This is a genomic window from Streptomyces sp. NPDC001970 (assembly GCF_053594115.1).
This window is the reverse complement of sequence record NZ_JBSFDW010000001.1, coordinates 389,041-415,295: the sequence shown is the minus strand read 5'-3', so window position 1 is coordinate 415,295 and position 26,255 is coordinate 389,041. Positions and strand designations below refer to the sequence as shown.

The window sequence follows — 26,255 nt, the reverse complement described above, 5'->3', positions numbered from 1 at the left end:
GAATCGTCGAAACCGGGGCAGGGAGCGAGGGAAGGACGTGCCGGAACCCACCGAACCGACCGTACTCGCGGCCGACTACTTCCAGAGCTACTCGGTCGTCGGGCTGCTCGCCGTGATCGGAGTCCTCTTCGTCGCGGTGGCCTTCGGCGCGGGCCGCCTGCTGCGGCCGGTCGTACCGACCCCCGAGAAGCTGCTCACGTACGAATGCGGAGTCGACCCCGTGGGCGAGGGCTGGGCCCACACCCAGGTCCGCTACTACGTCTACGCATTCCTCTACGTGATCTTCGCCGTCGACTCGATCTTCCTGTTCCCGTGGGCGACGGTCTTCGCCGCGGCCGGATACGGGGCGACGACGCTCGTGGAGATGTTCATCTTCCTCGGCTTCCTGGCCGTGGGACTGCTCTATGCATGGAAGAAGGGCGTCCTGGCATGGACGTGACCCCGCAGACCCCTGAGCCCGTGCTGCTTCCGGAGCCGAAGCGGCTGGGCGCCCTCGCCCGGCTCGCTCCCGAGCCGATGAAGGTGGTCCTGAACTGGGGCCGCCGCTACAGCCTCTGGGTCTTCAACTTCGGGCTCGCCTGCTGCGCGATCGAGTTCATCGCCGCGTCGATGTCCCGGCACGACTTCATCCGGCTCGGTGTGATCCCCTTCGCGCCGGGTCCGCGCCAGGCCGATCTGATGGTCGTCTCGGGCACCGTGACCGACAAGATGGCACCGGCGGTGAAGAGGCTGTACGAACAGATGCCCGAGCCGAAGTACGTCATCTCCTTCGGCGCCTGCTCGAACTGCGGCGGGCCCTACTGGGACTCGTACTCCGTGACCAAGGGCGTCGACCAGATCATCCCCGTCGACGTGTACGTCCCGGGCTGCCCGCCGCGGCCCGAGGCGCTGCTCCAGGGCATTCTCAAGCTCCAGGAGAAGATCGCGCGCGAGTCGCTGGGCGAGCGCTACGGCTACGCCCCGGGCCGTGCCTCCGTGAGCGAACTCCGCAGCGGCCTGGTCACCCCGCCTCCCTCCCCGGGAGCCGCCTCGTGAGCGCCTTCGACACCGACGTCGCCGAGCGCTTCGGACCGGACGCCACCGCCGAGGCGGCGTACGACGTGCTGACCGTGGACGTGCCCGCGGCCGACTGGCTCGACGCGCTGCGCACGGCCCGCGACGAGCTCGGCTGCACCTACTTCGACTGGCTGAGCGCCGTCGACGAGCCCGGCACGGGTTTCCGTGTCTGCGCGCACGTCGTCGCGCTCGGGTCGGGCGAGTCCGGCTCGGAGGGGCGCACGGTTCGCCGTCTTCTGCTCCGCACGACCGTCCCGCACGACGCCCCGGCCCTCCCGACGGCCATCGGCGTCTACGCGGGCGCGGCCTGGCACGAGCGGGAGACGTACGAGATGTTCGGCGTCTCCTTCACCGACCACCCGCACCTTGTGCCGCTGCTCCTCCCGGAGGGCTTCGAAGGCCACCCGCTGCGCAAGGACTTCGTCCTGGCGGCCCGCGTCGCCAAGGCCTGGCCCGGCGCGAAGGAGCCGGGGGAGTCCGAGCACGGCGGCCCGAAGCGCCGCCAGATGCTCCCGCCCGGCGTCCCCGACCCGAACGAGTGGGGTCCGCTCAAGGGACAGCTCCCCCCTGCCCCGGCCCGTCCGGCCCGTACCCCCCGCGCCGCAGGCGAACGGCCCCCGCGGCGCACCCGTAGTGTGACGGAGGGCTCCGCGAGCCAGGCCCCGGAGACGCCGGAGGCCCCTGCGGCCCCGGCCCGCCGCGCCCGCAGCGTGACGGAGGGCTCCACGAGCCAGCGCCCTGCGGCCACCGAGCCGGCGGCGCCGGGGGAGCCGGGGGAGGGGACGCCGCCCACGCCGCGCCCGGCCCGGCGCGCACGCAGCGCGAGCGAAGGCTCGGCGACGCAGCGCGAGGCCGGGAGCGACGCCGCATCGCCGGCCGCGGCTCCGGCCGCACGCCCTCGCAGTGCCGACGCCCCCTGGCATCACGCCCGCCCTGCGTTCGAGGACGCCGAGGCAAAACCTGTGCCCGAGCCCGAGCCCGAGGCGCAGGCTCAGCCGAAACCCGAGCCAGGGACTCGGGCCGAGCCCGTGCCCCAGGCGCCGCAAGCGCAGCCCGCGCCCAAGGCCCTGCCCGAGCCGGAAGCGAAGCCGGAGCCGACGCCCGCGCCCAAGGCCCTGCCCGAGCCGGAAGCGAAGCCGGAGCCGACGCCCGCGCCCAAGGCCCTGCCCGAGCCGGAAGCGGAGCCGGCGCCCGCGCCCAAGGCCCTGCCCGAGCTGGAAACGAAGCCGGAGCCGGCGCCCGCGCCCAAGGCCCTGCCCGAGCCGGAAGCGAAGCCGGAGCCCGCGCCCGAGCCTGAAGCGCAGCCCGACCCGACGCCCGCGGCTGAAGCGCAGCCCGAGTCCGGCACCACGCCGACCGCACGCCCGGCGACCGGGTCCGACGAAGGACCCGGCAACGAGCCGGCCGACTCCGAAGGAGGCGACTCCGCGTGAACGAAGCTCTCGACGTCGCCCTGCGGCTGGTCGTCATCTTCGCGGTGTTCCTCGTTCTGCCCCTCGTCATCGGGCAGACCGAGCACAAGGTGATGGCCCATATGCAGGGCCGCCTCGGCCCGATGTACGCCGGCGGCTTCCACGGCTGGGCCCAGCTCGTCGCCGACGGCGTGAAGTTCGCGCAGAAGGAGGACGTGGTCCCGGCCAACGCCGACCGCCGCATCTTCCAGCTCGCGCCCGCCGTCGCGCTTCTCCCCTATCTTCTCGTCCTCGTCGCGATCCCGATCGGCCCGAGCGAGGGCGCGGTCGGGATGATCGTCGACGCGGGCATCTTCTTCGTGCTCGCCGTCATGGGCGTCGGCGTGCTCGGCTCGCTCATGGCGGGCTGGGCGTCTGCCAACAAGTTCTCCCTCCTCGGCGGCCTTCGCACCGCCGCTCAGCTCCTCGCGTACGAACTACCGATGCTGCTCGCCGCCGCGTCCGTCGCGATGGCAGCCGGCACCGTCTCGCTCCCGGGCATCCTGAACGCCTTCGAGTGGTGGTGGCTGCCCTGGCAGATCGTCGGCGCCGTCGTCTTCTTCGTCGCCGGCCTCGCCGAGCTTCAGCGTCCGCCCTTCGACATGCCGGTCGCCGACTCCGAGATCATCTTCGGCGCGTACACCGAGTACACCGGCCTCCGTTTCGCGCTCTTCATGCTTGCCGAATACGCGGGCATCGTCGTGCTCTGCGGTCTCACCACCGTCCTTTTCCTCGGGGGCTGGCACGGCCCGTTCGGGGCCGAGGGCCTCGGCTGGGTCTGGACCCTGCTCAAGACGGCGGTGCTCGCCTTCATCGTGATCTGGCTGCGCGTGACCTATCCGCGGCTGCGCGAGGACCAGCTGCAGAAGCTCGCCTGGACGACGCTCGTCCCGCTCGCCCTTGCCCAGATCGCCCTCACCGGCGTCGTGAAGGTGGTGATCCAGTAATGCCGATCCCCGGATCCGGCCTGGCCAAGGGCCTTGCCGTCACGCTCCGCACGATGACGCGGAAGTCCCACACCGCGCAGTACCCGGACGTCCAGCCCGAGCTCCCGCCGCGCACGCGCGGTGTGATCGGCCTGTTCGAGGAGAACTGCACGGTCTGCATGCTCTGCGCCCGTGAGTGCCCGGACTGGTGCATCTACATCGACTCCCACAAGGAGACGGTCCCCGCGGCCGCTCCCGGTGGCCGTGAGCGCAGCCGCAATGTCCTCGACCGCTTCGCGATCGACTTCTCGCTCTGCATGTACTGCGGTATCTGCATCGAGGTGTGTCCTTTCGACGCGCTGTTCTGGTCGCCGGAGTTCGAGTACGCGGAGACGGACATCCGCGAACTGACCCATGAGCGGGACAAGCTCCGCGAGTGGATGTGGACGGTCCCGGAGCCGCCCGCGCTCGACCCGGCCGCGGAGGACCCCAAGGAGCTCGCCGCCGCCCGCAAGGCCGCCGAGAAGCTGGCCGCCGAGAAGCTCGCTGCCGAAGAGCAGACCGCCGACGAGCCGACCGCCGCTGCCGAGGAGACCCGGGAGGGAACGTCGTGAGCCTCGCAGCCGCAGCGAGCGGCTTCCTCTCCCCGACCGGTGTCGAGATCGCCTTCGTCCTCGTCGGCATCGCCACCCTGGCCGCCGCCGTCGTCACGGTCACGACCAGGCAGCTGGTGCACGCCGCACTCTGGCTGGTGGTGGCGCTGGGCGGCCTCGCCGTCGAGTACCTGCTCCTGACCGCCGAGTTCATCGCCTGGGTCCAGGTGCTGATCTATGTCGGCTCCGTCGTCGTCCTCCTTCTCTTCGGGCTGATGCTGACCAAGGCCCCCATCGGCCGCTCCCCGGACGCCGACTCGGGCAACCGCCCCGCGGCCCTGGCCGTGGCCGTGGCCGCCGCGGCCGCCCTGGTGTGGGTGGTCGTCGACGCCTTCCGCGCGACGTGGATCGACCTCGACGGCCCCGTACAGGGCTCCACCCGGGTGTCCGGCGAGATGCTGTTCCGGCACTGGGTGCTGCCGTTCGAGGCGCTCTCCGTCCTCCTCCTGGCCGCTCTCGTCGGCGCGATCGTCCTGTCCCGCAAGAGCGGTAAGGAAGAGCACTGATGCACCTCGCCTATCCCGCCGTGCTCTCCGTCCTGCTCTTCTGCACCGGGTTGTACGGAGTGCTCGCCCGCCGCAACGCGATCCTGGTCCTCATGTCCGTCGAGCTGATGCTCAACGCGGTCAACCTCAACCTGGTCGCCTTCGACGTCTGGCTCCGCGACACCCTGCACACCGGCCAGGCCCTGACTCTTTTCACCATCGCCATCGCCGCCGCGGAGATCGGCATCGGCCTGGCGATCGTCCTGATGGTCTACCGCAACCGCGGCACCTCGGACATCGACAAGCTCCGTGACACCGCCGAGGGCGCCAGGGGCGCCGAGGAGGCGGACGAGCCCGCCCCGGCAGAGAAGGCTGAGGCCACCGCGTGACCACGACGACCCTCGCCGTACTCGTCCCCCTCCTTCCGTTCCTCGGCGCCGCTGCCGGCCTGCTCACCGGCCGTGCCGCGCCCGGTTTCGTACGCCCCCTGGCCGTCCTGCCCACGCTGGCCGCCGCGGTGCTCGCGGCCGTCGTCGCCGTGCGCCAGGGCGGCGGGAAGCCGATCGTCGCCTCCACACAGCTCACCCCCACCGGCTCGGTCCCCATCGACCTCGCCCTGTACCTGGACGGCTTCGCGGTGCTGGTCGCCGTCCTCGTCGGGGTCGTCGCGTCCTGCGTGCAGATCTACTCCACGGCGTATCTGCGCGACGACCCGCGCTACCCCTCGTACGCGGCTCTCGTCTCCCTCTTCACCTCCGCGATGCTGCTCGTCGTCTACTCCGGCGACCTGATGGTGCTGCTGGTCGGCTGGGAGATCATGGGCATCTGCTCGTACTTCCTGGTCGGCCACTACTGGGAGACGCCCGAGGCGCGCGCGGCCTCCCTGAAGGCCTTCCTGGTCACCAAGCTCGGCGACGTCCCCTTCCTCTTCGGTCTCTTCGCGCTCGCCGTGGACGCAGGTACGTTCCGCATCACCGGAATCCTCGGCGCCGTCGCCGCGGGCGCCGTCGACCACCCCACGCTCATCGCGCTGCTGCTGCTCGCGGGCGTCGCGGGCAAGTCCGCGCAGTTCCCGCTGCACACCTGGCTCCCCGACGCCATGGCGGGCCCCACTCCGGTCTCCGCGCTGATCCACGCCGCGACGATGGTCGCCGCCGGTGTGTACTTCGTGGCCCGGCTCCTCCCCGTCTTCGCCGCGTCCGCGGCCGCTCTGGTCGTGCTCGCCGTGATGGCCGCCGTCACCATGGTCGGCTCGGCGCTCGCCGCCCTCGCCCAGGACGACATCAAGCGCGTCCTCGCCTACTCGACCATCGGCCAGCTCGGCTACATGTCAGGGGCCCTGGCCGTCGGCGACCGTGGCGCCGCCGTCTTCCACCTCCTCGCGCACGGCGCGTTCAAGGCGCTGCTCTTCCTCGCCGCCGGCGTGATCATCCACGCCGCGGGCACCAACTCGCTGTCCGCCATGTCCCGCATGAGCGGACTGGCCAGGCGGATCCCCGACGCTTACTGGACGATGACCATCGCCCTGCTCGCGCTCGCCGCCATCCCTCCCTTCGCCGGCTTCTTCTCCAAGGAGGCCGTGCTCGTGGCCGCCGAGCACACCGCGCTCGGCGAGTCCGCCTTCGCCCCGGCGAGTGCGGGCTGGACCGTTCTGGTCGCAGGACTGCTGACCGCCCTCCTCACCGCTGCCTATGCGACCCGCCTGTGGCTGCTTGCGTTCCGTGGCCACGGCGCAGAGGCCCCCGACCACGGCAGGCAGCCCCTCGCCATGACCGCGGTGCTCTGGGTGCTCGCCGTCCCGTCGCTCGGCTTCGGCCTCACCGCGGCCTACCTCGACGACTGGTTCGACGGTCGCGCCCTCAGCCCGACGCTCACCACCGCCGTCCTCGGCACGGGCGTCGCCCTCGTCGGCGGACTGATCACGTACGGCACCTGGCGGCACACCACGGCCCTTGCCGTCCGTGCCCGGGCCGGCGCGTCCGCCGTGGAACAGCCCCAGCTCGTCGCCCACCCCGAGGCCGAGCCCGGCCTGGTCGAGGCGGAGGCCCTGCACATGCCGCACCCCCTGGCCGATCCCGCCGACCCGGGCCGGCTGCTGCTCGGTCCGCTGCACCGCCCCGCGGCGGCCGGCTTCCACCTCGACGCCGTCTACCGCACCCTCTTCGTCCGCCCCGTCCAGGCCGCCGCCGAGCTGGTCCGTTTCCTGGACCGCGAGGTCGTCGACACGTACGTACGCGGCGCGGGGACCGGCACCAACTGGCTGGGATGGCTCGTACGCCGAGCCCAGACCGGCAATGTGCAGACCTACCTCAGCGCCCTGCTCGCCGGCTCCGTCGTCCTGGCGATCGCCGCCGTACTCGTTGCCGCCGGAGTGTGAGCCGTGATCGATATCAGCGAATCCGTGATGCAGTTCCTTCTCGCGTTCATCGTCGTCGGCCCGCTCATCGGCGCCGCCGCAGCTCTCCTGCCCGCCCCGCCCGGGCTGAAGGGGAAGTCCCCGGACCAGGCCGTGCTCCGCCACGGAGTGACCGTCACCGGCGTGGTCCTCGCCGCCGCGATCGTCCTCACGCTCGGCTTCGACCACGACCAGCCCTCGAAGATGCAGGCCACGACGGACATCAGCTGGATTCCGGCCCTGGACGTGCGGATCCACCTCGGCACCGACGGCATTTCCCTCCCCCTCCTGGTCCTGACCGCGCTGCTGACCTTCCTCTGCGCGCTGTACAGCTACTACAAGATGCCCGCGGGCCCGTCCCCGAAGGCCTTCGTCGCCCTGCTGCTCGTCCTCGAGTCCGGCACCCTCGCCACCTTCGCCGTCCTCGACCTGCTGCTCTTCTTCCTGGCCTTCGAGACGGTCCTCATCCCGATGTACTTCCTCATCGCCCGTTGGGGCGGCGAGGACCGCCGCCCCGCGGCCTGGAAGTTCATCCTCTACACACTGCTCGGCTCGGTCGTCATGCTGCTCGGCCTGCTCCTCGTCGGAGTCAAGGCCGGCACCTTCGACATGGTGGCACTCGCCACTGACAACGGCCGGGGTCTGAGCCTGTCCGTGCAGGTCATCGCCGTTCTCGCGATCGGGATCGGCCTCGCCGTCAAGACCCCGATGTGGCCCCTGCACAGCTGGCTCCCGGACGCCCACACCGCCGCCCCGACGGTCGGCTCGGTGCTCCTCGCCGGCGTCCTGCTGAAGATGGGTACGTACGGCTTCGTCCGGATCGTCCTGCCGATCGCGCCCGACGGCATGCAGGTCTTCGCCCCGTATCTCGCGGCCTTCGCCGTCGCCGGGATCATCTACGGATCGCTGGCCTGCCTCGCCCTCGCCAGGCCGGGCTCGAAGGGCGACCTCAAGCGCCTGATCGCGTACTCCTCCGTCGGCCACATGGGCTTCGTTCTCCTCGGCATCGCGACCATGACCCCCACCGGCGTCAACGGCGCGCTGTTCGCCAACATCGGGCACGGCCTCATCACCGGCCTCCTCTTCTTCCTGGTCGGAGCACTCAAGGACCGCACCGGGACCACGGACCTCGACGCCCTCGCCCAGCAGACCGGCGCCGCGCTGTACGGCCGCGCCCCGCGCTTCGGCGGACTGCTCGCATTCGCCGCGGTCGCCTCGCTCGGCCTGCCCGGTCTCGCCGGGTTCTGGGGGGAGATGCTCGCCCTGTTCGGTGCCTTCGACCCCGCCGACGGCCTCAACCGCCCCGCCTTCCTCACCTTCATGGCGATCGGCGGCCTCGGCACCCTGCTGACGGCCGCGTACCTCCTCGTTGTCGTCCGCCGTGTCTGCATGGGCGGTGAGAGGCCGGCCGGCGAGGTGAAGATCGCCGATGTCAAGGGGTACGAGTTCGCCGCCTGGACGCCGCTCGTCGCCCTCACCGTCCTCGCCGGCCTGTGGCCCGCGGTCCTCCTCGGCCTCACCGACCCGGCCGTGCAGAAGCTCCTCGCAGGAGGAAAGGCATGACCCCGCTGGCCACCGCCGCCACCCAGAGCCTGTCCGCGCCCGTCGTCCAGTCCGTCGACTGGCTGGCGATCGCCCCGCCCACCATCACCGCGGTGGTCGGCATGCTCATCCTGGTCGCCGACCTCTTCGTGCCGGAGCGGAGCAAGCCGCTTCTCGGCTGTACGGCCATCGCCGGTCTCGCCGTAGCGGTGCTCTCCCTCGCCCCCCTGCGCAAGGGGGACCGTTCCACCTTCTGTCTCACCACGGCCCCGGACGTCTGCAGCTACACGGCGGACCACTTCGCGCTGGTGATCCAGTTCCTGGTGCTCGGCGGCGCGCTGCTCACGGCGCTGCTCTCGGTCACGGAGACCAAGGACCGGCTGCCGGCGGGCGAGTACTGGTTCCTGCTGCTGTCCTCGGCCGCCGGGGCCGCGCTGCTGCCCGCCTCGCGAGACCTGGCCACCCTCGTCGTCGCCCTCGAAGTGGCGTCGCTGCCCGCGTTCGCCCTGGTGGGCCTGCGGCGGGGCGACCGCATGTCCAGCGAGTCCGCGCTCAAGTTCTTCCTCTCGTCGGTGACTGCCACCGCCGTGATGCTGCTGGGCGTCAGCTTCGTCTACGCGTCGACCGGCACCCTGCATCTCACCCAGATCGCGACGCGCCTGGACGACGTCCCGGGTCAGCTGGAGACCCTCGCCCAGGCGGGCGTCGCGCTCACTCTCGTCGGCTTCGCCTTCAAGACGGCCGCCGTTCCGTTCCACTTCTGGGTGCCCGACACGTATGTGGGCGCGCCGCTGCCCGTGGCCGCGTACCTCTCCGTCGTCGGCAAGGCGGTCGGATTCTCCGGGCTCATCCTGGTGACCGTCATCGCCTTCCCCGCGTACGCGGATGTGTGGGGCCCGGCCATGGCCGTACTCGCAGCTCTCACGATGACCGCGGGCAATGTGGCGGCTGTACGCCAGTCGGCCACGCGCGCACACAGCGCGGTCAGGCTGCTCGCCTGGTCGTCGGTCGCGCAGGCGGGCTACATCCTGGTGCCGATCGCGGCCGCCGCGTACTCCAGCGACGACCAGATCGGCTCCACGGTCGCGTACGCGCTGATGTACGCCATCGTCAACCTCGGTGCCTTCGCCGTCGTCGCCCTCGTCGCCCGTACGAAGCCGCTGAACCGGATCGCCGACTACCGCGGCCTCTATGCCACGCGTCCGGTGACCGCCCTGGCGATGGGCTTCTTCCTGCTCTGCCTGGCCGGCCTGCCGCCCGGCATCATCGGGCTCTTCGCGAAGGTCACCGTCTTCTCCGCAGCCGTCGACGCGGGCCTGGGATGGCTCGCGGTCGTCATGAGCGCCAACGTCGTGATCGCGCTCTACTACTACCTGCAGTGGACGGCCGTCCTCTTCCGGGCGCCCGAGGGCGTGTCCGAGACGGCAGCGGAAGGCGCGCCGGAGCGGCACAGGGCGCCCGTCCTGGTCACCGCGACGATCGCGATCACCGCCGCGGCGGGCATCGTGCTGTCCGGATGGCCCCAGCCGGTGCTGCGCTTCGCGGCGGTCAGCCTCTTCTGATCCGGTACAAGCGCTTGCTGACCTGGCGGTTCGACAAAGGGCGGCCGTGCCGGGCACGGTGTTCAGCGCATCTGGACACCAGCAGAACAACACAGGGAGAGCCGGCCGTGCTCAGCGGGTTCAAGGACTTCATTCTCCGCGGAAACGTGATCTCGATGGCGATCGGTCTCGCCATCGGGGCCGCCTTCACCGCGGTCGTCACCGGGTTCAGCAACGCCTTCATCACCCCGCTGATCGGCCTCGCCACCCGCGGTACCGGCGACTTCAGCGAGGCCGTGTTCACGGTCCAGGGCGTGGAGTTCCCCTACGGGCTGTTCGTCAGCGCCCTGCTCGCCTTCCTGATCACCGCCGCGGTCCTCTACTTCTGCGTCGTCGTCCCGATGATGAAGGTGCAGAACCGCTTCACCAAGGAGGAGCCGGTCAGCGTCAAGGCGGCCGTCCGTGACTGCCCCCGCTGCTACACCGAGATCCCCGCGATCGCCAGCCGCTGCGCCCACTGCACCAGTGAGGTCGAGCCGGTCGCCGAAGCCCTGGAGAAGGCCGGGCTGCTGCCCGCCCAGCGCTGACGGCCCGCATCACCCGAACGGCCCAGCCCTCCACCTGGAGGGGCAGGGGAACCCGCGGCTCTCGCCTGGCGTTGACCAAGACGGGAGGGTCCACTGGAGAGCGGACCACGACCAGCAGAGGGTTCCCCTGCCGCACCACTTGGAGGGCGTACCGTGCACCGCCGGCACAACGGGCTGAGGACCGCCGTTCTCCTCGGCGGACTGTCCGCCCTCATCATCGTCATCGGCAGTCTCTTCGGCCGTATGGGCCTGATCGTTGCCGTCGTCGTGGCTCTCGGGACGAATGCCTACGCGTACTGGAACAGCGACAAGCTGGCCCTGCGCGCCATGCGCGCCCGACCCGTCAGTGAGTTCGAGGCGCCGGCCCTCTACCGGATGGTCAGGGAGCTCTCCACCCAGGCCCGCCAACCGATGCCCCGGCTGTACATCTCGCCGACCCAGGCGCCCAACGCCTTCGCCACGGGCCGCAATCCGCGCAACGCGGCGGTCTGCTGCACCGAAGGCATCCTCCGGATACTCGACGAGCGGGAGCTGCGCGGCGTCATCGGCCATGAGCTGAGCCATGTCTACAACCGGGACATCCTCATCTCGTCGGTTGCCGGAGCCCTCGCCTCCGTGATCATGTTCCTGGTCAACTTCGCCTGGCTGATCCCGATCGGCCGCTCCAACGACGATGACGGCCCCGGCCTGCTGGGCATGCTCCTGATCATGATCCTCGGCCCGCTCGCGGCCTCCGTGATCCAGCTCGCCATCAGCCGCTCCCGCGAGTACGAGGCGGACGCGGCCGGCGCCCAGCTCACCGGCGACCCGCTCGCCCTCGCCAGTGCCCTGCGCAAGCTCGAGGCGGGCACGAAGCAACTGCCCCTGCCGCCCGAGCCGCGGATCGAGACCGCGAGTCATATGATGATCGCCAATCCGTTCCGCCCGGGCCAGGGCGTCTCCAAGTTGTTCTCCACGCACCCGCCGATGGCGGAGCGCATCGCCCGACTCGAGCAGATGGCAGGTCGCCGATCATGAGAACCATCCTGAACGTCATATGGCTCATCCTGTGCGGCTTCTGGATGTTCCTCGGCTACCTGCTGGCCGGTGTGCTGCTGTGCATCACGATCATCGGGATCCCCTTCGGCCTGGCCGCGTTTCGCATCGGCGTCTACGCGCTCTGGCCCTTCGGCTACACGGTGGTCGACCGGAGGGACGCGGGCGCGCCGTCCTGCGTCGGCAATGTGCTGTGGCTGATCCTCGCGGGCTGGTGGCTGGCGCTCGGTCACATCTTCACGGGCATCGCGCTGTGCATCACGATCATCGGCATTCCGCTGGGGATCGCGAACTTCAAGCTGATCCCGGTGTCGCTGCTGCCACTGGGCAAGGAGATCGTCCCGACGGACGAGCCGTTCGCTACGCGGTGATGCAGGGCCCGGATTCGCCCCGGCATGCGGTCGACGACGAGGGCGAGTCGGTGATCGCCGAGGGTGGCGGTCGAGGGTGTGCTCGCCGACGGGCCTGTTCCGACGGGGATGGTGACCGGACGACGGGCGGCCTCCGGTTTCGGCCTGCCGGGGACGGACCGGGTACGCACCTCGGCCGGGCCTCGACGCGCTCGACGACTGTCTGCGCGGCGCTGCTCAGCGGCCCCTGCCTTCGAGGGCCGTGTGCGATGACGCCCCAGGTCGGATTGTCAGTGCCGTGGTCCACCATGAACGCATGACCGGCATCGAGCAGTTGCTGGACCGCGTTGTGGCCGAGGCGCCCATGGCCCTGCCCTGGGGCCGGACTTCCCTCTCGGCACCGGCGAGCGCGGACGCCGTCGCCCGCGCCGAGTCCGCGCTCGGGTTCGCGCCGGCGCCGCTGCTCACCGCGCTCTGCACGCGGATCGCCGACGGTGGATTCGGCCCGGAATACGGACTCCTGACCCTCGATGCCGCCGTCGCGAAGTACCGCGCCGGCCGTGACGCGGGCCGCAAGGATCCCGACCGGCCCTGGCCCGAAGGCGTGCTGCCCATATCCGACTGGGGTTGCGCGATGCTCGCCTGCGTCGACTGCCACGGGGAGGACGCCCCGGTGCTGCTGTACGAGCCGAACGCGGACGAGGCGGACGACGCCTGGTACGTGGACGCGCCGAGTCTCGAGAATGTGGGTCCGGACATGGCTCGACGGCACCGGCTGGTACGTGGACGAGGTCGGGATCGGCGACGACGACATGCCTCCCTGGCCGGACTTCGCGGCCCACGCCCGAATATGAGCCGCAGCCGCAGCCGCAGCCGCAGCCGCAGCCGCAGCTAGCGGCCGGCGCGTGCCCGCGCCCGTACCGCGTACGTCGCCGCGCCCACCGCCAGCACCGCCGCGCCCGACAGCACGGAGGACAGCGGCAGGGCGAACGCCAGCGCCAGGCATCCCGCGAGCCCGCATCCGGCGAGAACTCGCCACCTGGAACTGAGCGTCCAGGCCGAGGCGTTGGCAATGGCGTAGTACACGAGCACGCCGAACGACGAGAAGCCGATCGCGCCCCGCACATCGGCCGTTGCCGCGACCAAGGCCACCACCGCGCCCACCGCCAACTCCGCGTGGTGCGGCACCTGGAAGCGGGGGTGGACCGCCGCGAGCGTGCGCGGGAGGTGGCCGTCGCGGGCCATCGCCAGCGTCGTGCGTGAGACACCGAGGATCAGCGCCAGCAGTGAACCGAGCGCGGCCACCGCCGCGCCGGCCCGCACCACCGGGGTCAGCCACTCCGCCCCGGCCGCCCGCACGGCATCTACCAGGGGAGCCGTCGCCCGACCCAGCTCGTCCGCCCCCAGCACCGAAAGGACCGCCACCGCGATACCTACGTAGACGACCAGCGCGATCCCGAGTGCCAGCGGAATCGCCCGCGGGATCGTCCGGGCAGGATCCCGGACCTCCTCGCCGAGCGTGGCGATCCGCGCGTACCCGGCGAACGCGAAGAACAGCAGTCCGGCCGCCTGCAGCACGCCACCCGCCCCGCTGCCGGAGCCGCCCGCTTCCAGCAGCGTCAGATCCGCCGAAGACGACACGAGAGAGGAGACGACCACCGCAGCCAGGACCGCGAGCACGACCGCCACGATCGCGCGGGTCAGCCACGCCGACTTCTGAACGCCCGCATAGTTCACGGCAGTCACCGCCACCACCGCGGCGACCGCGATCGCATGCGCCTGTCCCGGCCAGACATATGCGCCGACGGTCAGCGCCATCGCCGCGCACGATGCGGTCTTGCCGACGACAAAGCCCCAGCCCGCCAGATACCCCCAGAACGGGCCGAGCCTCTCCCGCCCGTACACATAGGTCCCGCCCGACGCGGGGTATTGGGCCGCGAGCCGTGCCGACGCCATCGCGTTGCAGTACGCCACCACCGCGGCCAGCCCCAGACCCGCAAGCAGCAGCGGCCCGGAGCCGGCCGCTCCGGCCGCGGGCGCCAGCGCCACGAAAACGCCCGCTCCGACCATCGAGCCCAGCCCGATGATGACGGCGTCGAACACGCCGAGCGACCGCCGCAGTTCCTGTGTCACAAGCCGCACCCTACTGACGAGCGCAACCGCGCCCCGCACGCCGGTCGTCTGTGACAGCGACGTCGAACGAAGAATGCGTACGAAGAAAGGCAGGTCACGGCCATGGGCATCATCAGCTGGATCATCCTCGGGCTGCTCGCCGGGGCGATAGCCAAGATCCTTCTTCCCGGCCGCGACCCGGGCGGTCTGATCGGCACGACGCTGATCGGTGTCGCCGGTGCCTTCATCGGCGGCTGGATATCCTCCCGCTGGCTGGACCGGCCGATCACCAAGGAGTTCTACGACGGTGCCACGTGGGTGTCGGCCATCGGCGGCGCGCTCGTCCTCCTGATCGCGTACCGGATCCTGTTCGGCCACTCGCGCTCGCGTTAGGCCGCCGTGCGGGCTCCCATCAGCCCCGGAGCCCGGTCTCGCGCAGGGTGATGTTCAGCCGGCCGGCCAGGCCCAGCGCAGGGTCGGCCGTGCCCGGGTACACCTTCGGCACGCCGTGGTACGCGAAGCGGGACGCCCCGCCGAAGACGAAGAGGTCCCCGGAGACCAGCTCGACATCCGTGGAGGGCCGCCCCCGGTTCTCCGTGTTCCCGAAGCGGAAGACGCATGTGTCACCGATGCTCAGTGACACCACCGGGGCACTCGACCGCTCGTCCTTGTCCTGGTGCATGCCCATCTTCGCGTCGCCGTCGTAGAAATTGATCAGCGCGGTGTCCGGTGTGTACGGCTCGCCCGCCGCGTCGCCCGCCGTGCCCTCGGCCCCGCCGGTCACCACGTCGTCCCCGTACGCCGCGACGAGCGCCTCACGCCCCAGCCGGATCAGCCAGTCCGGGAACTCGGCGACGCGCGCGCCGTTCACGTCATCGGCGGTGCGCGTGTAGCGGTAGGGCTGCCAGTGCCAGCCCACGCACACCGTCTGCACCGACATCACCCCGCCACGCGGCAGCCTGGTGTGCCGGATGGGCACCGGCCCGCGGGCCCACGCCCGGCAGGCGTCGACGAGTTCGCGCTGGCGCGCGATCGTCAGCCACCCGGGGACATGCACCGCCCCGGGCGCCACCTTCGCCCGCTCCTTCGGGAAGAGTCCGGCAGTCACGACACCAGCGCGCCTTCCAGACCGAGCAGCCGCTCCTTGCGCTCCAGTCCGCCGGCGTAACCGCGCAGTGCGCCGTCGGCGCCGATCACCCGATGGCACGGCCGTACGACCAGCAGCGGGTTCCGTCCGATCGCGGTCCCGACCGCCCGTACACCGGCGCCCGAGGAACCGATCCGCCCGGCGATCTGTCCGTACGTCACCGTCTCCCCGTACGGGATCTCCTCCAGCGCCCGCCAGACGCGCCGCTGGAACTCGGTGCTCCTGCCGCCCCGCTCGGCGTACTCGATCGAGAAGCGCGTCAGCTCCCTGGCGAAGTACGCCCGCAACTGCCCCGTGATCTCCTCGAACGCCCCCGCGTCCTGCCGCCAGCCCGCCTGGACGACCGCCGCGCCCTTCTGCCCCGGCACGGAGAGCGACGCCAGCGCCGTACCGCCCGGGGCGGTGGCGGACTCCTCGCCGACCAGCAGCAGCTCACCCAGCGGACTGTCGACCGTCGCGTACACCGTCATGGCCCTGCCCTCTTCCTCACCTCGTACTGTGCAACGCCTCACGTGACGAGTCTGGTCCCGCGACCCGACCCGGACTGGCGGTATTCGGACTTCGCATGCGGCGGGGGCGGCGCGGCCCTGGCCACGTCCGCCCCCGAGTGCCGGGAACCGCCCGCCGATCGATTCAGCGGTAGTTCACGAACTGCAGCGCGAAGTCGAAGTCCCTGCCCTTCAGCAGCGCGATCACGGCCTGCAGGTCGTCACGGCTCTTCGAGCTGACCCGCAGCTCGTCACCCTGCACCTGCGCCTTGACGCCCTTGGGGCCCTCATCGCGGATGATCTTCGCGACCTTCTTGGCGTTGTCCTGAGAGATGCCCTCCTCGATCGAGGCGAAGATCTTGTACTCCTTGCCGGAGAGCTGCGGCTCGCCCGCGTCCAGCGCCTTCAGCGAGATGCCACGCTTGATCAGCTTGGACTGGAAGACGTCGAGGATGGCGTTGACGCGCTCCTCGGAGTTCGCCTGCATCAGGATTTTCTCGCCGGACCACGAGATCGAGGCGCCGACGTTCTTGAAGTCGTAGCGCTGCGAGATCTCCTTGGCGGCCTGGTTGAGGGCGTTGTCGACCTCCTGCCGCTCGACCTTCGAGACGATGTCGAAACTGGAGTCGGCCATGTGCTGTGGCTCCTTGAAGTCGGGGGCGAATCGGGTGCATGGACGGGCGGCCGCACTCCCGGGCCGCTGTGGCAAGCCTAGCCATCCGCACCCCGCCGAGGCGCTGATCAATCGGGTGGCGAAGCACCCCTGGGCATCAGGTATCGTTTACGTCGTTGCCAGGGAGCACCGCCGAAAAGCGGACGCTTTGGCATCGATCCCATGGCGGTGTGCCCGAGTGGCCAATGGGAGCGGACTGTAAATCCGTCGGCTTAGCCTACCCAGGTTCGAATCCTGGCGCCGCCACGCGATGAAACGGCCCCTGATCTGCGGAAACGCCGAACAGGGGCCGTTTCGTCTTTCCCGGATGCGCGAGAGTCCGAAATACTCGCTATATCCCACTCTGTCCACCCGGTTCGCACGCTGACCAGCGCGCGCGGGGCATCTGTGGGGCACGCGGTCCGCTCATCCCCGGTTCTTCATGGCCTCCTCGATCCTTGCGTTCGCCATGGCCGTAGCGCCGTCCGGACACTTGGCGTAGACCTTCAGCACGACTGCGACGGTGTGGCCGGCACGCCGGGCCGCTTCCATCGGGTCGACTCCGGAGTTCAGCCACAGGGAGACGCATGCGTGTCGTAGGTCATAGGGGCGAGCGCCGAGCGGGGATTCCTGTTGCTCGCTGGTGAGCGCGTGGCGGCGCGCTCGGGCCCGGGCCTCTCCGTAGCCGCTCTCCTGCACGATGCCACCGCGGGCAGTCCGGAACAGGGGACCATCCGGGGCCGTGCCGTACGTGACGAGATGCCGGCGCAGCATGGCCACGAGCTGCGGCGGGATCGGTACGTTGCGCCCGTCCTTACGCGGCCTCCACTTCGATCCGCGCCGCACGTCATGGGCGTCACCTGAATCGGACCAGGAGCTACCGACGAGGGTGCGGGACCCGTCGAGATGCAGCGCTCTCCCAGCCGTCATCGGAAGCTCGCAATTCGTCTGCCGCAGCCGCACGGCTTCACCAGGGCGCAGACCAGCGTGGTACAGGCAGCCGAAGATGGCCTGGAGGTGCTTGCCGCGGTCGCCTTGTGCGGCCACGGCATCGAGCAGGAAGCGCGCCTACCGGGGGTTGACCGCACCACCGGGGTCGATCTGTTTCAACGGGGGCCGGTTCGAGCTGGACATGGCCTCCCACCTCGATATCTCGCTGCCCGTCGTGCCCGGCGCCTCGCCGCGGCGGACGCCGGGCTGAGACAGCCCCGGGGCGAAGAGCGCCTGTTCAGTCGATGACGGCGGTGGCTTCGACCTCGACCAGATGGTCGGGTACGTCCAGTGCCGCGACGCCCAGCAGCGTCGCCGGAGGGACTGGGGTGACCCCCAGCTTCGCGGCCGCCCGGGTGACCCCCTCCAGGAGCAGGGGCATCTTGTCGGGGGTCCAGTCGACGACGTGGACGGTCAGTTTCGCCACGTCGTCGAAGGAACCGCCGACCGCGGCCAGGGCGGTGCCGATGTTGAGGTAGCACTGCTCGACCTGAGCGGCGAGGTCACCTTCGCCGACCGTGACCCCATCGGCATCCCAGGCGACCTGCCCGGCGATGAAGACCAGCTTCGACCCGGTCGCGATCGACACCTGCCGGTAGGCGTCGATCTCCGGCAATCCATTGGGGTTCACCAGGGTGATGGCCATGCCGCCTGCCTCCATTGCGTGAGAGTCGCTCTCTTGTGGTTACTCGGAAACCGTAGGAGAGTGTGCGCTGACATGGAAGAACGCACTTTTCGGTGACTGGGGAACCTGATGGTGACCAAGCAGTTCAGCGGCTCGCCCGAGGATGCGGACCTGACGCGTGCGGATTCTTTGGCGCGGGAGATCTTCTCGGACGTCGCCAACAAGTGGGCGCTCCTGATCATCGAGTCCCTCGGTGAACGCACCCTGCGCTTCAGCGAGTTGCGGAACGAGATCGAGGGCGTCAGCCACAAGATGCTCACCCAGAACCTGCGCATGCTGGAGCGCAACGGTCTGATCGAGCGGACGGTGCACCCCGTCGTGCCGCCGCGGGTCGAGTACACCCTCACCGAGCCGGGCCAGGCCCTGCGGGTGACGATCGACGGACTGTGCGACTGGACCCACCGCTACCTCGGTCACATCGAGGCCTCCCGCCACCGCTTCGACGCCTGACGGTTGAGGACTCGCTTGCCGTGCGGCCGCGCAGGAATGCACTGGCAGCCCTCCAACGCGGGGGCCGGGGCGGAGTCCGCCACTGATGGAGGGGGTGTTCTGCGAGTGCGCTCCGTCGGTGGCCGACTGCCGGCGCGGATGCCTGTGCGGGCTCGCCCTGAAGGCTCACGGTGCTGCCCGAAGTCCGTCCGGCGGGCGCTTGCGGCTGGTGGGACGTGTCGTATGGATCATCGCGAGGCCGTTTACGGCTGCGTCACCTCGCCGCATGGTCGGAAGAAGCAACCCTTCCGGGTGTGCGGCGGTCCTACCGGTCGTCGTGCTCAGAGGGCAACCTCTGTCGATTCGTACGGGTGAACCGACCGGAAAGGGCGCACCCCATGGAGCTCGATCCCAACTTCTGCCTGGACGTTCCGGAGGGTTTCGACGACTCGGACGCTGAGACGGGGGTGCATCCCGTGGCCAGGAAGCTGTTCCTCGCCACAACTCCCGCGGAAGCCTTCAAGAAAGCCCATGAGTGGGTGCGGGAACAAAGAATCCGCCTGTCAGACGTGTCGTGGGATTTCTTCCACGACGAGGACGAGCCCTACTGCCTGAGCATCTATTTCATCTTCGAGTTGGATCCCGAAGAAACCTGACCACGACTGTGCAGTTTCGGCGCTGAGACCGCCGCCCAGCTCCTGATCACGGCGGGCGACAACCCTGTCCGGCTCAGATCGGAGGCATCCTTCGCGCACCTGTGCGCGGCGGCCCCGGTCGCGGCCGGCTCGGGCCGTACCCACCGGCACTGCCTCAACCGGGGCGGCGGCGTCCACGCGAAGAACGCTCTCCACACCGTTGCGCTCGGCGGCATGCGTGACGACTCCCGCACCCAGCACCACGTGGCCCGACGAACGGCCGAAGGCATGTCCAAGAGGGACGTCCTGCGCTGCGCTCCCGGACCGGACGCCGAAGAGGGCCGGCCGATGGCGAGCCCAACGTGAGGTGATCGGTGGGATTGCCTGGCAGTTCCGGACCGGATCGCAGACGACTCTGAAGTCGCCGCTCATTTCTGGGGCACCGTAACCGCAAAGGTCGGCACGTGGGGGCAGGAGTGGGGTGGAAGCGCGCCGTACGCGCATCTTTCGAGGTCAGGCGAAGGTGGCCGCGCGGTCGGTAAATCCGTCACGCTCAACTGCAGCCGGGGCTACGGCTTTCAACCGATCAATGAGCCGCCGGCCCCGCTCACTGGCTGTGGTTGGGCCTTTCAGCGGCGATCCCGTTCACCTCTCTGCGCTCCACCGCGGATGGGGAGCCGCGCCGGACGTTCAGGGTCATGGGTCGGAGTCGGCGCTCGGTGAAGCGGGATGCGTACAAGGCCCGTTGGCCGTTCCGCATCACCCCGACTTTGTACAGGTCGACGGGCTCGCCCGCACAGGTTGCAGACTCCACTTCCTGATGATCGGTGCTGAAGACCACCGTCCGGCCGCGGTCAGGGCTGTGGTCCAGGCTCTGACGGCCGGGCCCTTACCGAGCGGGGCGGGGTACGTCGCGCAGGCCACCAGCGCCATGCCGCCGACGTCCGCGCTGCAGAACCGCTCGTCACGCGGCTGCCAATCGAAGGTGGCTCAGTGCGCACCTCCATGAGTCCCTGCGCGTCGGGGGCGTTCTTGCCCTGCGCCATCGACTGGGACAGCACCCACGCCGCGGCGGCCTCCCGCGTGGCGGCGTCGTGCGTGTGCCCTGCAACGACACGCGTGAGCCTTCTGCGCATGATCCCCTCCCCTGATCCCCTCCCCGTGTCATGTCGCAGCGGAAGACGCCTCCGACGCCTTCGGGTTTGCCCGGAAAGCTTCGTAGGCCGTCGTCCGGACTGCCGCGCGGTCGGCTCCCCGGACGAGATCGTCCCCGTACGTCCCCGTACCGTCGTCGACGCGATGAGCCGAGACCGGACGGAGCACAGCCTTGTTCATGGAGATCGTCCTCAAAGAGCTGTCCCTCGACCGCGACGAGGTCGAAGATGCCCTGACGGAGGCGTTCGCTGGCGACGGCGAGATCACGGGCGCAGGTTCGGGCATGGGGCGGTCCCACCTGGATCTGGAGGTCGCAGCGGGCGTGGACCGCGGCGAGGCCGTGGAACGGGTGCGGGCGGCCCTCGCCGCACTGGGGATCGAGGGATCTGCCGAGATCATCGTCCGCGACTGATCACCGGAGTTCGCTGGTTCCGGCAACTTTCCCGGTCAGCCCGGAATCCCTCAGCCATGCCTTGTCCGCAACACCTGGCAGAGCGCGCGGGAGAACGAAGCCCAACGAGCCGGCAGATCCTTGGAACGGCCCGGACGACCAACGGCCCCTGCGAGGACTTGGCGGCTGGGCTCTTCCCTGACGGGAGCGTCAGGTGTCCGGCGCTCGTGCAGGCCGGCCGAGGCGCCGACCTGCCCGCGGCCGTCAACTGGCGAGGGATGGCTGATCACATGGGCGCCCGGGACTTGTCGGCAGCGCCGGCTCGTGGGAGGACCGGTTCGGCGTCCCCGTGGAGGGTTTGGGGCACGGGGAGCACGGGACCTCTACCTGTCGGTTGCCGCTCCACCGGCGTCGATCGAGCAGGCCGACGTCCTCACGGCGGAGCGCCGTCTCCTGTGTCCGGACATCGTCTACGCGTACCCGGAGCTGAACGGGGACACGTACCCCGAGAAACTCCCCGAGCGCCGCGACCGGTGCTTCTGATGGGGCTGATCCTGCTGGGCACCGGAGCTCAGTTGCCCGCGATGGCCTTCACCGCGACCGCCACCGGCACCGAGCCGCTGATCAGCTCCAGTGTCAGCCCGGCCGTCGCCGGGGTCTCGAGGAGCTCCGCGAGGACCGCCGCGACGTCGTCGCGCGGCACGGGACCGCGGCCGGTCCTGGCCTCCAGGCGGACCAGGCCCGTTCCGGCGTCGTTCGTCAGCATCCCCGGACGCAGGATCGTCCAGTCCAGCCCGCTCTTGGTCCGTACGTACGCGTCGGCCGCGCCCTTCGCCCGCAGGTACACGTCGAAGACGTCGTCGCCCTTGTGGTCCGGGTCCCCGCCCATCGACGAGACGACGATGTACCGGCGTGCGCCCGCGTGTTCGGCCGCGTCCGCGAAGAGCACCGCAGCCGCGCGGTCCACCGTGTCCTTGCGGGCGGCGCCGCTTCCGGGGCCCGCGCCCGCCGCGAAGACCGCGGCGTCCGCGTCCTGCAGGTGGGCGGCTACCTGGTCGACCGATGCGGACTCGAGGTCCAGCAGAACCGGCTCCGCACCGGCCTCCCGGAGGTCGTCGGCCTGTTCCGGCTTGCGGATGATGCCCGCGACCTCGTGTCCGGACGCGGAGAGCAGCCGCTCCAGGCGCAGTGCGATCTGACCGTGTCCTCCAGCGATGACAATGCGCATGCTCACGACCGTACGCCGGTCCCGTGCGCCTCGCTCGCGGCGCCCGTGCCGAGGCCACAGATCCGGTCATGGTCACGTTCGCCCTGGGGTCCCGCCCGGGGCCCCGTCACGCTCATGGACCCGTATCCGGCCGCCCCTGGCGTGGCAGTTCGAGCGCGAAGGCCGCCGCCGAATCGCAGTACTCCCGTACCGCGCTCGTCCGTGCCACCACCCGCCCGCGGTGCACGACGATCCTGCTGTACGCGAGCGACAGCACGCCCGCCAGCTCCTCGCCGCGCACGGCGAGCAGTTCGGCCGGGAATCCCGCCTCCACCCGTACGTCGGGCAGACCCATCGCCTGCCGCGCCGCCGCGCTGACGGCCTCGTACGCGTCGGGGACGCGCAGCCCGCCCTGCGAGGCCAGCAGATAGGCCGCCTCCAGCGGGTCCCCGCGGCCCACCGGGTTCGCCACGTCGCGCATCGCCCCGCTGCCCGCGGCGACCCGTACCCCGGCCGCCCGCAGCAGCCGCACCGGTGCGCTTCCGCGCAGTTCCGCGCCGGCGCAGCCGCCCTGGGGCAGGCAGACCACCGTCACGCCCGCCGCGGCCAGCTGGTCGGCCGTGCGGGACGCGATCTCGGAGGGCAGCCGGGCCAGGCCTGCGCACGGGCCGATCGACACGCCGGGCCGCAGCCCGCCCGCCATGGAGGCGAGCCGGGCGAGGCGCGCCGGATCCTCGCCGTCGGTGTGCAGATCGACGGGACAGCCATGCTCGGCGGCCACTTGGAGGACCGCCTCCGTGTACCCCGTCGGATCGGGGTCCAGGTCCGGGCAGCCGCCCACCACGGACGCGCCCATCTTCACCGCGTCGTGCAGCATCGCGAGCCCGTCGGCCCCGGCCACGCCCGTGAGCAGCCGCGGCACGGCGACCGCGGTCAACTCGGCCAGCCCGCGCAGCGAGCGGCGGGCCTGCAGCACCCCCTCCAGCGGGCCGAGACCGTGCACGTCCCCGATCCGCACGTGCGAGCGCAGCGCCGTCGCGCCGTGCCCGAGCTGCAGCAACGCGGCCTCGGTGGCGCGCCGCTGGACGTCCTCGACGGCGTACGACACCGGCCCCTCGGCCGCCGGCGCCGTAAGGGCCGTGTCGCTGTGGGCGTGCGGCTCGGCGGGTGCGGCCAGCAGCAGGAAACCGCTCAGGTCCACGCGGGCGGAGTGCGCGGTCAGGCTCCCGGCGGTGCCGACGGCCTCGATACGGCCGCCGCTGAGCCGTACGTCGACCGTGCGGCCGTCGGTGAGGCGGGCGCCGCACAGGAGCAGTGCGGTGGTGTCGGCGGTGGCGCCGTCGGGCGGCTGCGCCTGGCTGTCGGGCATCGCGCTCCTGAAGGGGCGGGGGACGGGCGGCCTGGACCTCGACCGGCCCCGGCCTGCGGACGATCAAGATCACCCGGCGTGGTCGAGCCTAGGGGCGTGTGGACTGCGCTTCGAGGAGGAGCGCAATAGTCGTACCGGTGTGACCACGAGTGGCGTACGGGACGGACGTGGCGGTGCACCGGCGCAGCGCCGAAACCCGTGCCGTACCCCCGCCGCGCCTGCGCCCCCGAAGACGGCGAACGTGCCCCGTAAACGGATTTGGGCGATCGGCGGGCGACCGTGTAATGTCTTCATCGCTCGCCCCAATAGCTCAGTCGGCAGAGCGTCTCCATGGTAAGGAGAAGGTCTACGGTTCGATTCCGTATTGGGGCTCTGGTGCTGGAAGATCCTCGCCTTCGGGCGAGGTGATCCGACACCGAAGCGGTGTAGCTCAGTCGGTAGAGCAAGCGGCTCATAATCGCTGTGTCACCGGTTCAAGTCCGGTCACCGCTACACACAGTAGCCGATTGTGGGGTCGGTCCTCCGATCGGCTACTCTTTCTTGCGTTCATCCGTCCATCCGTCCGTCATAGGAGCACTCACGTGGCTGCCACCGACGTCCGCCCGAAGATCACGCTGGCCTGCGTGGAGTGCAAGGAGCGGAACTACATCACCAAGAAGAACCGGCGTAACAACCCGGACCGTCTTGAGATGAAGAAGCACTGCCCTCGTTGCAACGCGCACACCGCGCATCGCGAGACGCGCTGAATCAGGCTCGAATGCGAGGCCGCCCCCATCACGGGGGCGGCCTCGTGTCGTTTGTTCCGGCAGGGGTCCGGGGGCATCCACCCGGAAAGCACAGCACCGGCAAGGCGAGAAATCCAGGAGGTAGCGAGTCCATGGCGCTCGACCAGTCCTTCGTCGGGCGGACCTATCCGCCCACCGCGCCGTACGAGGTCGGCCGGGAGAAGATCAGGGAGTTCGCGGAGGCGGTGGGCGACGCGAATCCCGCGTACACCGATCCCGATGCCGCCGAACAGCTCGGCCACTCCGATGTGATCGCCCCGCCGACTTTTGTGTTCGCGATCACTTTCAAGGCGGCGGGAGAGGTGGTCGCCGACCCGCAACTGGGCCTGGACTACAGCCGTGTGGTGCACGGCGACCAGAAGTTCGCGTACACGCGTCCGGTGCGGGCCGGGGACCGGCTCACGGTCACCTCGACGATCGAGGCGATCAAGTCCCTCGCGGGCAACGACATCCTGGACATCCGCGGCGAGGTGCACGACGAGGCGGGCGAACACGTCGTGACCGCGTGGACCAAGCTCGTGGCGCGCGGCGCCGAGGAGGCCTGACCGAGATGGCGACGAAGATCGCATACGCGGACGTCGAGGTCGGCACCGAGCTGCCGGCGCAGAGCTTTCCGGTGACCCGGGCGACGCTGGTGCAGTACGCGGGCGCCTCCGGGGACTTCAATCCGATCCACTGGAACGAGAAGTTCGCCAAGGAGGTCGGGCTGCCGGACGTGATCGCGCACGGCATGTTCACGATGGCCGAGGCGGCGCGGGTGGTGACGGACTGGGTGGGCGACCCGGGCGCGATCGTCGAGTACGGCGTCCGGTTCACGAAGCCGGTGGTCGTGCCGAACGACGACAAGGGCGCGGTCATCGAGGTCAGCGGCAAGGTCGCGGCCAAGCTGGACGACAACCAGGTGCGGGTCGACCTCATCGCGGTGTCCGCCGGGCAGAAGGTGCTGGGGATGTCGCGCGCGGTCGTACGGCTCGCCTGACACCGGCGCTCGGCGTGAGTCCCGGCACACCTGCGGTCCGGGCCGCCCCTGCCCTCCAGGGGCGCGGCGGCCCGGACCGTACTCTTGTCCCCGTGCAGGAACTCCATGACGCCCCCCTCGCCCCGCTGACCACCTTCCGCCTGGGCGGACCGGCCACGCGCCTCGTCACCGCCACCACGGACGACGAGGTGATCGCGGTCGTCCGCGAGGCGGACGCCGCCGGCACGCCGCTGCTGCTGATCGGCGGCGGCAGCAACCTCGTCATCGGCGACAAGGGTTTCGACGGGACCGCCCTGCGCATCGCCACCACCGGATTCCGGCTGGACGGCACGAAGCTGGAGCTCGCCGCGGGCGAGGTGTGGACCGACGCCGTGGCCCGGACCGTGGAGGCGGGCCTCGCCGGCCTGGAGTGTCTGTCCGGCATCCCCGGCTCGGCCGGCGCCACCCCGATCCAGAACGTCGGGGCGTACGGCCAGGAGGTGTCCAGCACCATCACCGAGGTCGTGGCGTACGACCGCCGCAGCGGCGAGACGGTCACCATCGCCGGCGCCGACTGCGGCTTCGCCTACCGCCACAGCCGTTTCAAGGCGGACCCCGACCGCCATGTCGTGCTGCGCGTCCGGTTCGAGCTGGAGGACGCCGGGGGCCTGTCCGCCCCGATCAAGTACGCCGAAACGGCCCGCGCCCTCGGCGTCGAAACCGGCGACCGGGTCCCGGCAGCGACCGCGCGCGAGACGGTGCTGAAGCTGCGCGCGGGCAAGGGCATGGTGCTGGACCTCGAGGACCACGACACGTGGTCGGCCGGGTCGTTCTTCACCAACCCGATCCTGACGGCGCCCGCGTACGAGACCTTCCTCGGCCGCGTACGCGACCGGCTCGGCGACGGCGTCACGCCGCCCGCGTACCCCGCGGGCGACGGCCACACCAAGACCTCCGCCGCCTGGCTCATCGACAGGGCCGGCTTCACCAAGGGATACGGCGAGGGCCCGGCCCGCATCTCCACCAAGCACACCCTCGCGCTCACCAACCGGGGCGAGGCCACCACGGAGGACCTGCTCGCCCTCGCCCGCGAGGTCGTCGCGGGCGTCCGCGACGCCTTCGGGGTCACGCTGGTCAACGAGCCGGTGACGGTCGGCGTCAGCCTGTAGCAGCGGCTAGTACGCCACCGCGACCGGCTGCTTCACCGTCGCCGGGTCCTCCGTCATCGCGT

The 26,255-nt window shown here is 70.6% G+C and carries 31 protein-coding genes, 3 tRNA genes and 1 pseudogene; 27 read left to right on the top strand and 8 right to left on the bottom strand.

Going from position 1 to position 26,255, the window contains the following annotated elements; genetic code table 11:
- Window positions 1-37 precede the first annotated feature (37 nt).
- The 14 genes and pseudogenes from ACWCP0_RS02035 (at window position 38) to ACWCP0_RS01970 (ending at window position 12,875) form a co-directional block, all read left to right on the top strand.
- Window positions 38-439, top strand: coding sequence for an NADH-quinone oxidoreductase subunit A (locus tag ACWCP0_RS02035; protein WP_450723998.1), 402 nt, complete (start codon window positions 38-40; stop codon window positions 437-439).
- On the top strand, window positions 430-1,035 hold the full coding sequence (locus ACWCP0_RS02030) for an NADH-quinone oxidoreductase subunit B (RefSeq protein ID WP_451076911.1): 606 nt from the start codon (window positions 430-432) through the stop codon (window positions 1,033-1,035). The genes ACWCP0_RS02035 and ACWCP0_RS02030 overlap by 10 nt, the downstream gene beginning before the upstream one ends.
- Window positions 1,032-2,489: an NADH-quinone oxidoreductase subunit C gene (locus tag ACWCP0_RS02025; protein WP_451076910.1), complete on the top strand. Its 1,458-nt coding sequence runs from the start codon at window positions 1,032-1,034 to the stop codon at window positions 2,487-2,489. The genes ACWCP0_RS02030 and ACWCP0_RS02025 overlap by 4 nt, the downstream gene beginning before the upstream one ends.
- Window positions 2,486-3,454 carry a complex I subunit 1/NuoH family protein gene (locus ACWCP0_RS02020; RefSeq protein ID WP_451076909.1) on the top strand — a complete coding sequence of 323 codons (969 nt, stop codon included), beginning with the start codon at window positions 2,486-2,488 and terminating at the stop codon, window positions 3,452-3,454. Before ACWCP0_RS02025 ends, ACWCP0_RS02020 begins: the two co-directional genes overlap by 4 nt.
- Window positions 3,454-4,047, top strand: a complete 594-nt coding sequence (locus tag ACWCP0_RS02015) for a NuoI/complex I 23 kDa subunit family protein (RefSeq protein ID WP_451076908.1) — start codon at window positions 3,454-3,456, stop codon at window positions 4,045-4,047. The genes ACWCP0_RS02020 and ACWCP0_RS02015 overlap by 1 nt, the downstream gene beginning before the upstream one ends.
- A complete protein-coding gene (locus ACWCP0_RS02010) occupies window positions 4,044-4,592 on the top strand; it encodes an NADH-quinone oxidoreductase subunit J family protein (protein WP_451076907.1) in 549 nt (182 codons plus the stop codon). The genes ACWCP0_RS02015 and ACWCP0_RS02010 overlap by 4 nt, the downstream gene beginning before the upstream one ends.
- Window positions 4,592-4,960 (top strand): NADH-quinone oxidoreductase subunit NuoK, encoded by a 369-nt coding sequence (nuoK, locus tag ACWCP0_RS02005; RefSeq protein ID WP_451076906.1) that lies wholly within the window; start codon window positions 4,592-4,594, stop codon window positions 4,958-4,960. Before ACWCP0_RS02010 ends, nuoK begins: the two co-directional genes overlap by 1 nt.
- On the top strand, window positions 4,957-6,948 hold the full coding sequence (locus tag ACWCP0_RS02000; RefSeq protein WP_451076905.1) for an NADH-quinone oxidoreductase subunit 5 family protein: 1,992 nt from the start codon (window positions 4,957-4,959) through the stop codon (window positions 6,946-6,948). The genes nuoK and ACWCP0_RS02000 overlap by 4 nt, the downstream gene beginning before the upstream one ends.
- A 3-nt stretch (window positions 6,949-6,951) precedes the next feature.
- Complete coding sequence (locus ACWCP0_RS01995; protein WP_451076904.1) at window positions 6,952-8,529, top strand: complex I subunit 4 family protein; 1,578 nt, start codon at window positions 6,952-6,954, stop codon at window positions 8,527-8,529.
- A complete protein-coding gene (locus ACWCP0_RS01990) occupies window positions 8,526-10,070 on the top strand; it encodes an NADH-quinone oxidoreductase subunit N (RefSeq protein ID WP_451076903.1) in 1,545 nt (514 codons plus the stop codon). The genes ACWCP0_RS01995 and ACWCP0_RS01990 overlap by 4 nt, the downstream gene beginning before the upstream one ends.
- Window positions 10,071-10,177: 107 nt before the next feature.
- Complete coding sequence (gene mscL / locus ACWCP0_RS01985; protein ID WP_451076902.1) at window positions 10,178-10,636, top strand: large conductance mechanosensitive channel protein MscL; 459 nt, start codon at window positions 10,178-10,180, stop codon at window positions 10,634-10,636.
- A 153-nt stretch (window positions 10,637-10,789) separates the two neighbouring features.
- Window positions 10,790-11,653, top strand: coding sequence for a zinc metalloprotease HtpX (gene htpX / locus ACWCP0_RS01980; protein ID WP_451076901.1), 864 nt, complete (start codon window positions 10,790-10,792; stop codon window positions 11,651-11,653).
- Window positions 11,650-12,042 carry a YccF domain-containing protein gene (locus tag ACWCP0_RS01975; RefSeq protein ID WP_451076900.1) on the top strand — a complete coding sequence of 131 codons (393 nt, stop codon included), beginning with the start codon at window positions 11,650-11,652 and terminating at the stop codon, window positions 12,040-12,042. Before htpX ends, ACWCP0_RS01975 begins: the two co-directional genes overlap by 4 nt.
- A 295-nt stretch (window positions 12,043-12,337) precedes the next feature.
- A pseudogene (locus ACWCP0_RS01970) lies at window positions 12,338-12,875 on the top strand (SMI1/KNR4 family protein).
- 37 nt (window positions 12,876-12,912) lie between these two features.
- Here the strand turns inward: ACWCP0_RS01970 and ACWCP0_RS01965 are convergent.
- Complete coding sequence (locus tag ACWCP0_RS01965; protein ID WP_451076899.1) at window positions 12,913-14,154, bottom strand: APC family permease; 1,242 nt, start codon at window positions 14,152-14,154, stop codon at window positions 12,913-12,915.
- A 102-nt stretch (window positions 14,155-14,256) separates the two neighbouring features.
- Between ACWCP0_RS01965 and ACWCP0_RS01960 the strand changes: the two genes are divergently transcribed.
- The gene (locus ACWCP0_RS01960; RefSeq protein ID WP_351226646.1) at window positions 14,257-14,526 is read left to right on the top strand and encodes a GlsB/YeaQ/YmgE family stress response membrane protein; all 270 of its coding nucleotides are present in this window, start codon (window positions 14,257-14,259) and stop codon (window positions 14,524-14,526) included.
- A 19-nt stretch (window positions 14,527-14,545) separates the two neighbouring features.
- Here the strand turns inward: ACWCP0_RS01960 and ACWCP0_RS01955 are convergent, their stop codons facing one another.
- The 3 genes from ACWCP0_RS01955 to ACWCP0_RS01945 all read right to left on the bottom strand — a co-directional run bounded on the left by ACWCP0_RS01955 (window position 14,546) and on the right by ACWCP0_RS01945 (window position 16,402).
- Entirely contained in the window at window positions 14,546-15,241 is a 696-nt protein-coding gene (locus ACWCP0_RS01955) for an alpha-ketoglutarate-dependent dioxygenase AlkB family protein (RefSeq protein ID WP_451076898.1), read from the bottom strand.
- Entirely contained in the window at window positions 15,238-15,750 is a 513-nt protein-coding gene (locus tag ACWCP0_RS01950) for a methylated-DNA--[protein]-cysteine S-methyltransferase (RefSeq protein ID WP_451076897.1), read from the bottom strand. The genes ACWCP0_RS01955 and ACWCP0_RS01950 overlap by 4 nt, the downstream gene beginning before the upstream one ends.
- 163 nt (window positions 15,751-15,913) lie before the next feature.
- A complete protein-coding gene (locus tag ACWCP0_RS01945) occupies window positions 15,914-16,402 on the bottom strand; it encodes a YajQ family cyclic di-GMP-binding protein (protein ID WP_351226642.1) in 489 nt (162 codons plus the stop codon).
- 203 nt (window positions 16,403-16,605) lie between these two features.
- Between ACWCP0_RS01945 and ACWCP0_RS01940 the strand changes: the two genes are divergently transcribed.
- Window positions 16,606-16,687: transfer RNA gene (locus ACWCP0_RS01940), tRNA-Tyr, on the top strand.
- 159 nt (window positions 16,688-16,846) lie between these two features.
- Here the strand turns inward: ACWCP0_RS01940 and ACWCP0_RS01935 are convergent.
- Together ACWCP0_RS01935 and ACWCP0_RS01930 are read right to left on the bottom strand one after the other, a co-directional pair.
- A complete protein-coding gene (locus ACWCP0_RS01935; protein ID WP_451076896.1) occupies window positions 16,847-17,467 on the bottom strand; it encodes a hypothetical protein in 621 nt (206 codons plus the stop codon).
- Window positions 17,468-17,648: 181 nt separating this feature from the next.
- The gene (locus ACWCP0_RS01930; protein ID WP_451076895.1) at window positions 17,649-18,056 is read right to left on the bottom strand and encodes a RidA family protein; all 408 of its coding nucleotides are present in this window, start codon (window positions 18,054-18,056) and stop codon (window positions 17,649-17,651) included.
- A gap of 108 nt (window positions 18,057-18,164) precedes the next feature.
- Between ACWCP0_RS01930 and ACWCP0_RS01925 the strand changes: the two genes are divergently transcribed.
- From ACWCP0_RS01925 to ACWCP0_RS01905, 5 genes are all read left to right on the top strand, one after another.
- Window positions 18,165-18,545: a winged helix-turn-helix transcriptional regulator gene (locus ACWCP0_RS01925; protein ID WP_451076894.1), complete on the top strand. Its 381-nt coding sequence runs from the start codon at window positions 18,165-18,167 to the stop codon at window positions 18,543-18,545.
- Between the two features lie 377 nt (window positions 18,546-18,922).
- Window positions 18,923-19,180 carry a hypothetical protein gene (locus ACWCP0_RS01920; RefSeq protein ID WP_451076893.1) on the top strand — a complete coding sequence of 86 codons (258 nt, stop codon included), beginning with the start codon at window positions 18,923-18,925 and terminating at the stop codon, window positions 19,178-19,180.
- 6 nt (window positions 19,181-19,186) lie between these two features.
- Complete coding sequence (locus ACWCP0_RS01915; protein WP_451077012.1) at window positions 19,187-19,525, top strand: transposase; 339 nt, start codon at window positions 19,187-19,189, stop codon at window positions 19,523-19,525.
- A 967-nt stretch (window positions 19,526-20,492) separates the two neighbouring features.
- Complete coding sequence (locus ACWCP0_RS01910; RefSeq protein ID WP_451076892.1) at window positions 20,493-20,726, top strand: hypothetical protein; 234 nt, start codon at window positions 20,493-20,495, stop codon at window positions 20,724-20,726.
- Window positions 20,727-21,029: 303 nt separating this feature from the next.
- Entirely contained in the window at window positions 21,030-21,248 is a 219-nt protein-coding gene (locus tag ACWCP0_RS01905) for a hypothetical protein (protein WP_451076891.1), read from the top strand.
- A gap of 28 nt (window positions 21,249-21,276) precedes the next feature.
- On the opposite strand, the gene ACWCP0_RS01900 is transcribed toward ACWCP0_RS01905, so the two are convergent.
- Window positions 21,277-21,933 carry an SDR family oxidoreductase gene (locus tag ACWCP0_RS01900; RefSeq protein ID WP_451076890.1) on the bottom strand — a complete coding sequence of 219 codons (657 nt, stop codon included), beginning with the start codon at window positions 21,931-21,933 and terminating at the stop codon, window positions 21,277-21,279.
- Between the two features lie 112 nt (window positions 21,934-22,045).
- Entirely contained in the window at window positions 22,046-23,281 is a 1,236-nt protein-coding gene (locus tag ACWCP0_RS01895) for an amidohydrolase family protein (RefSeq protein WP_451076889.1), read from the bottom strand.
- A gap of 299 nt (window positions 23,282-23,580) precedes the next feature.
- On the opposite strand from ACWCP0_RS01895, the gene ACWCP0_RS01890 reads away from it, so the two are divergent.
- From ACWCP0_RS01890 to ACWCP0_RS01865, 6 genes are all read left to right on the top strand, one after another.
- A tRNA-Thr gene (locus tag ACWCP0_RS01890) sits at window positions 23,581-23,653 on the top strand.
- Between the two features lie 47 nt (window positions 23,654-23,700).
- A tRNA-Met gene (locus ACWCP0_RS01885) sits at window positions 23,701-23,773 on the top strand.
- Between the two features lie 89 nt (window positions 23,774-23,862).
- Window positions 23,863-24,027 (top strand): 50S ribosomal protein L33, encoded by a 165-nt coding sequence (gene rpmG / locus ACWCP0_RS01880; RefSeq protein WP_003948671.1) that lies wholly within the window; start codon window positions 23,863-23,865, stop codon window positions 24,025-24,027.
- A 131-nt stretch (window positions 24,028-24,158) separates the two neighbouring features.
- Window positions 24,159-24,611 (top strand): FAS1-like dehydratase domain-containing protein, encoded by a 453-nt coding sequence (locus tag ACWCP0_RS01875; protein ID WP_451076888.1) that lies wholly within the window; start codon window positions 24,159-24,161, stop codon window positions 24,609-24,611.
- A gap of 5 nt (window positions 24,612-24,616) precedes the next feature.
- Window positions 24,617-25,045, top strand: coding sequence for a MaoC family dehydratase (locus ACWCP0_RS01870; RefSeq protein WP_451076887.1), 429 nt, complete (start codon window positions 24,617-24,619; stop codon window positions 25,043-25,045).
- 92 nt (window positions 25,046-25,137) lie between these two features.
- Complete coding sequence (locus ACWCP0_RS01865; protein WP_451076886.1) at window positions 25,138-26,193, top strand: UDP-N-acetylmuramate dehydrogenase; 1,056 nt, start codon at window positions 25,138-25,140, stop codon at window positions 26,191-26,193.
- Window positions 26,194-26,255: the final 62 nt, after the last annotated feature.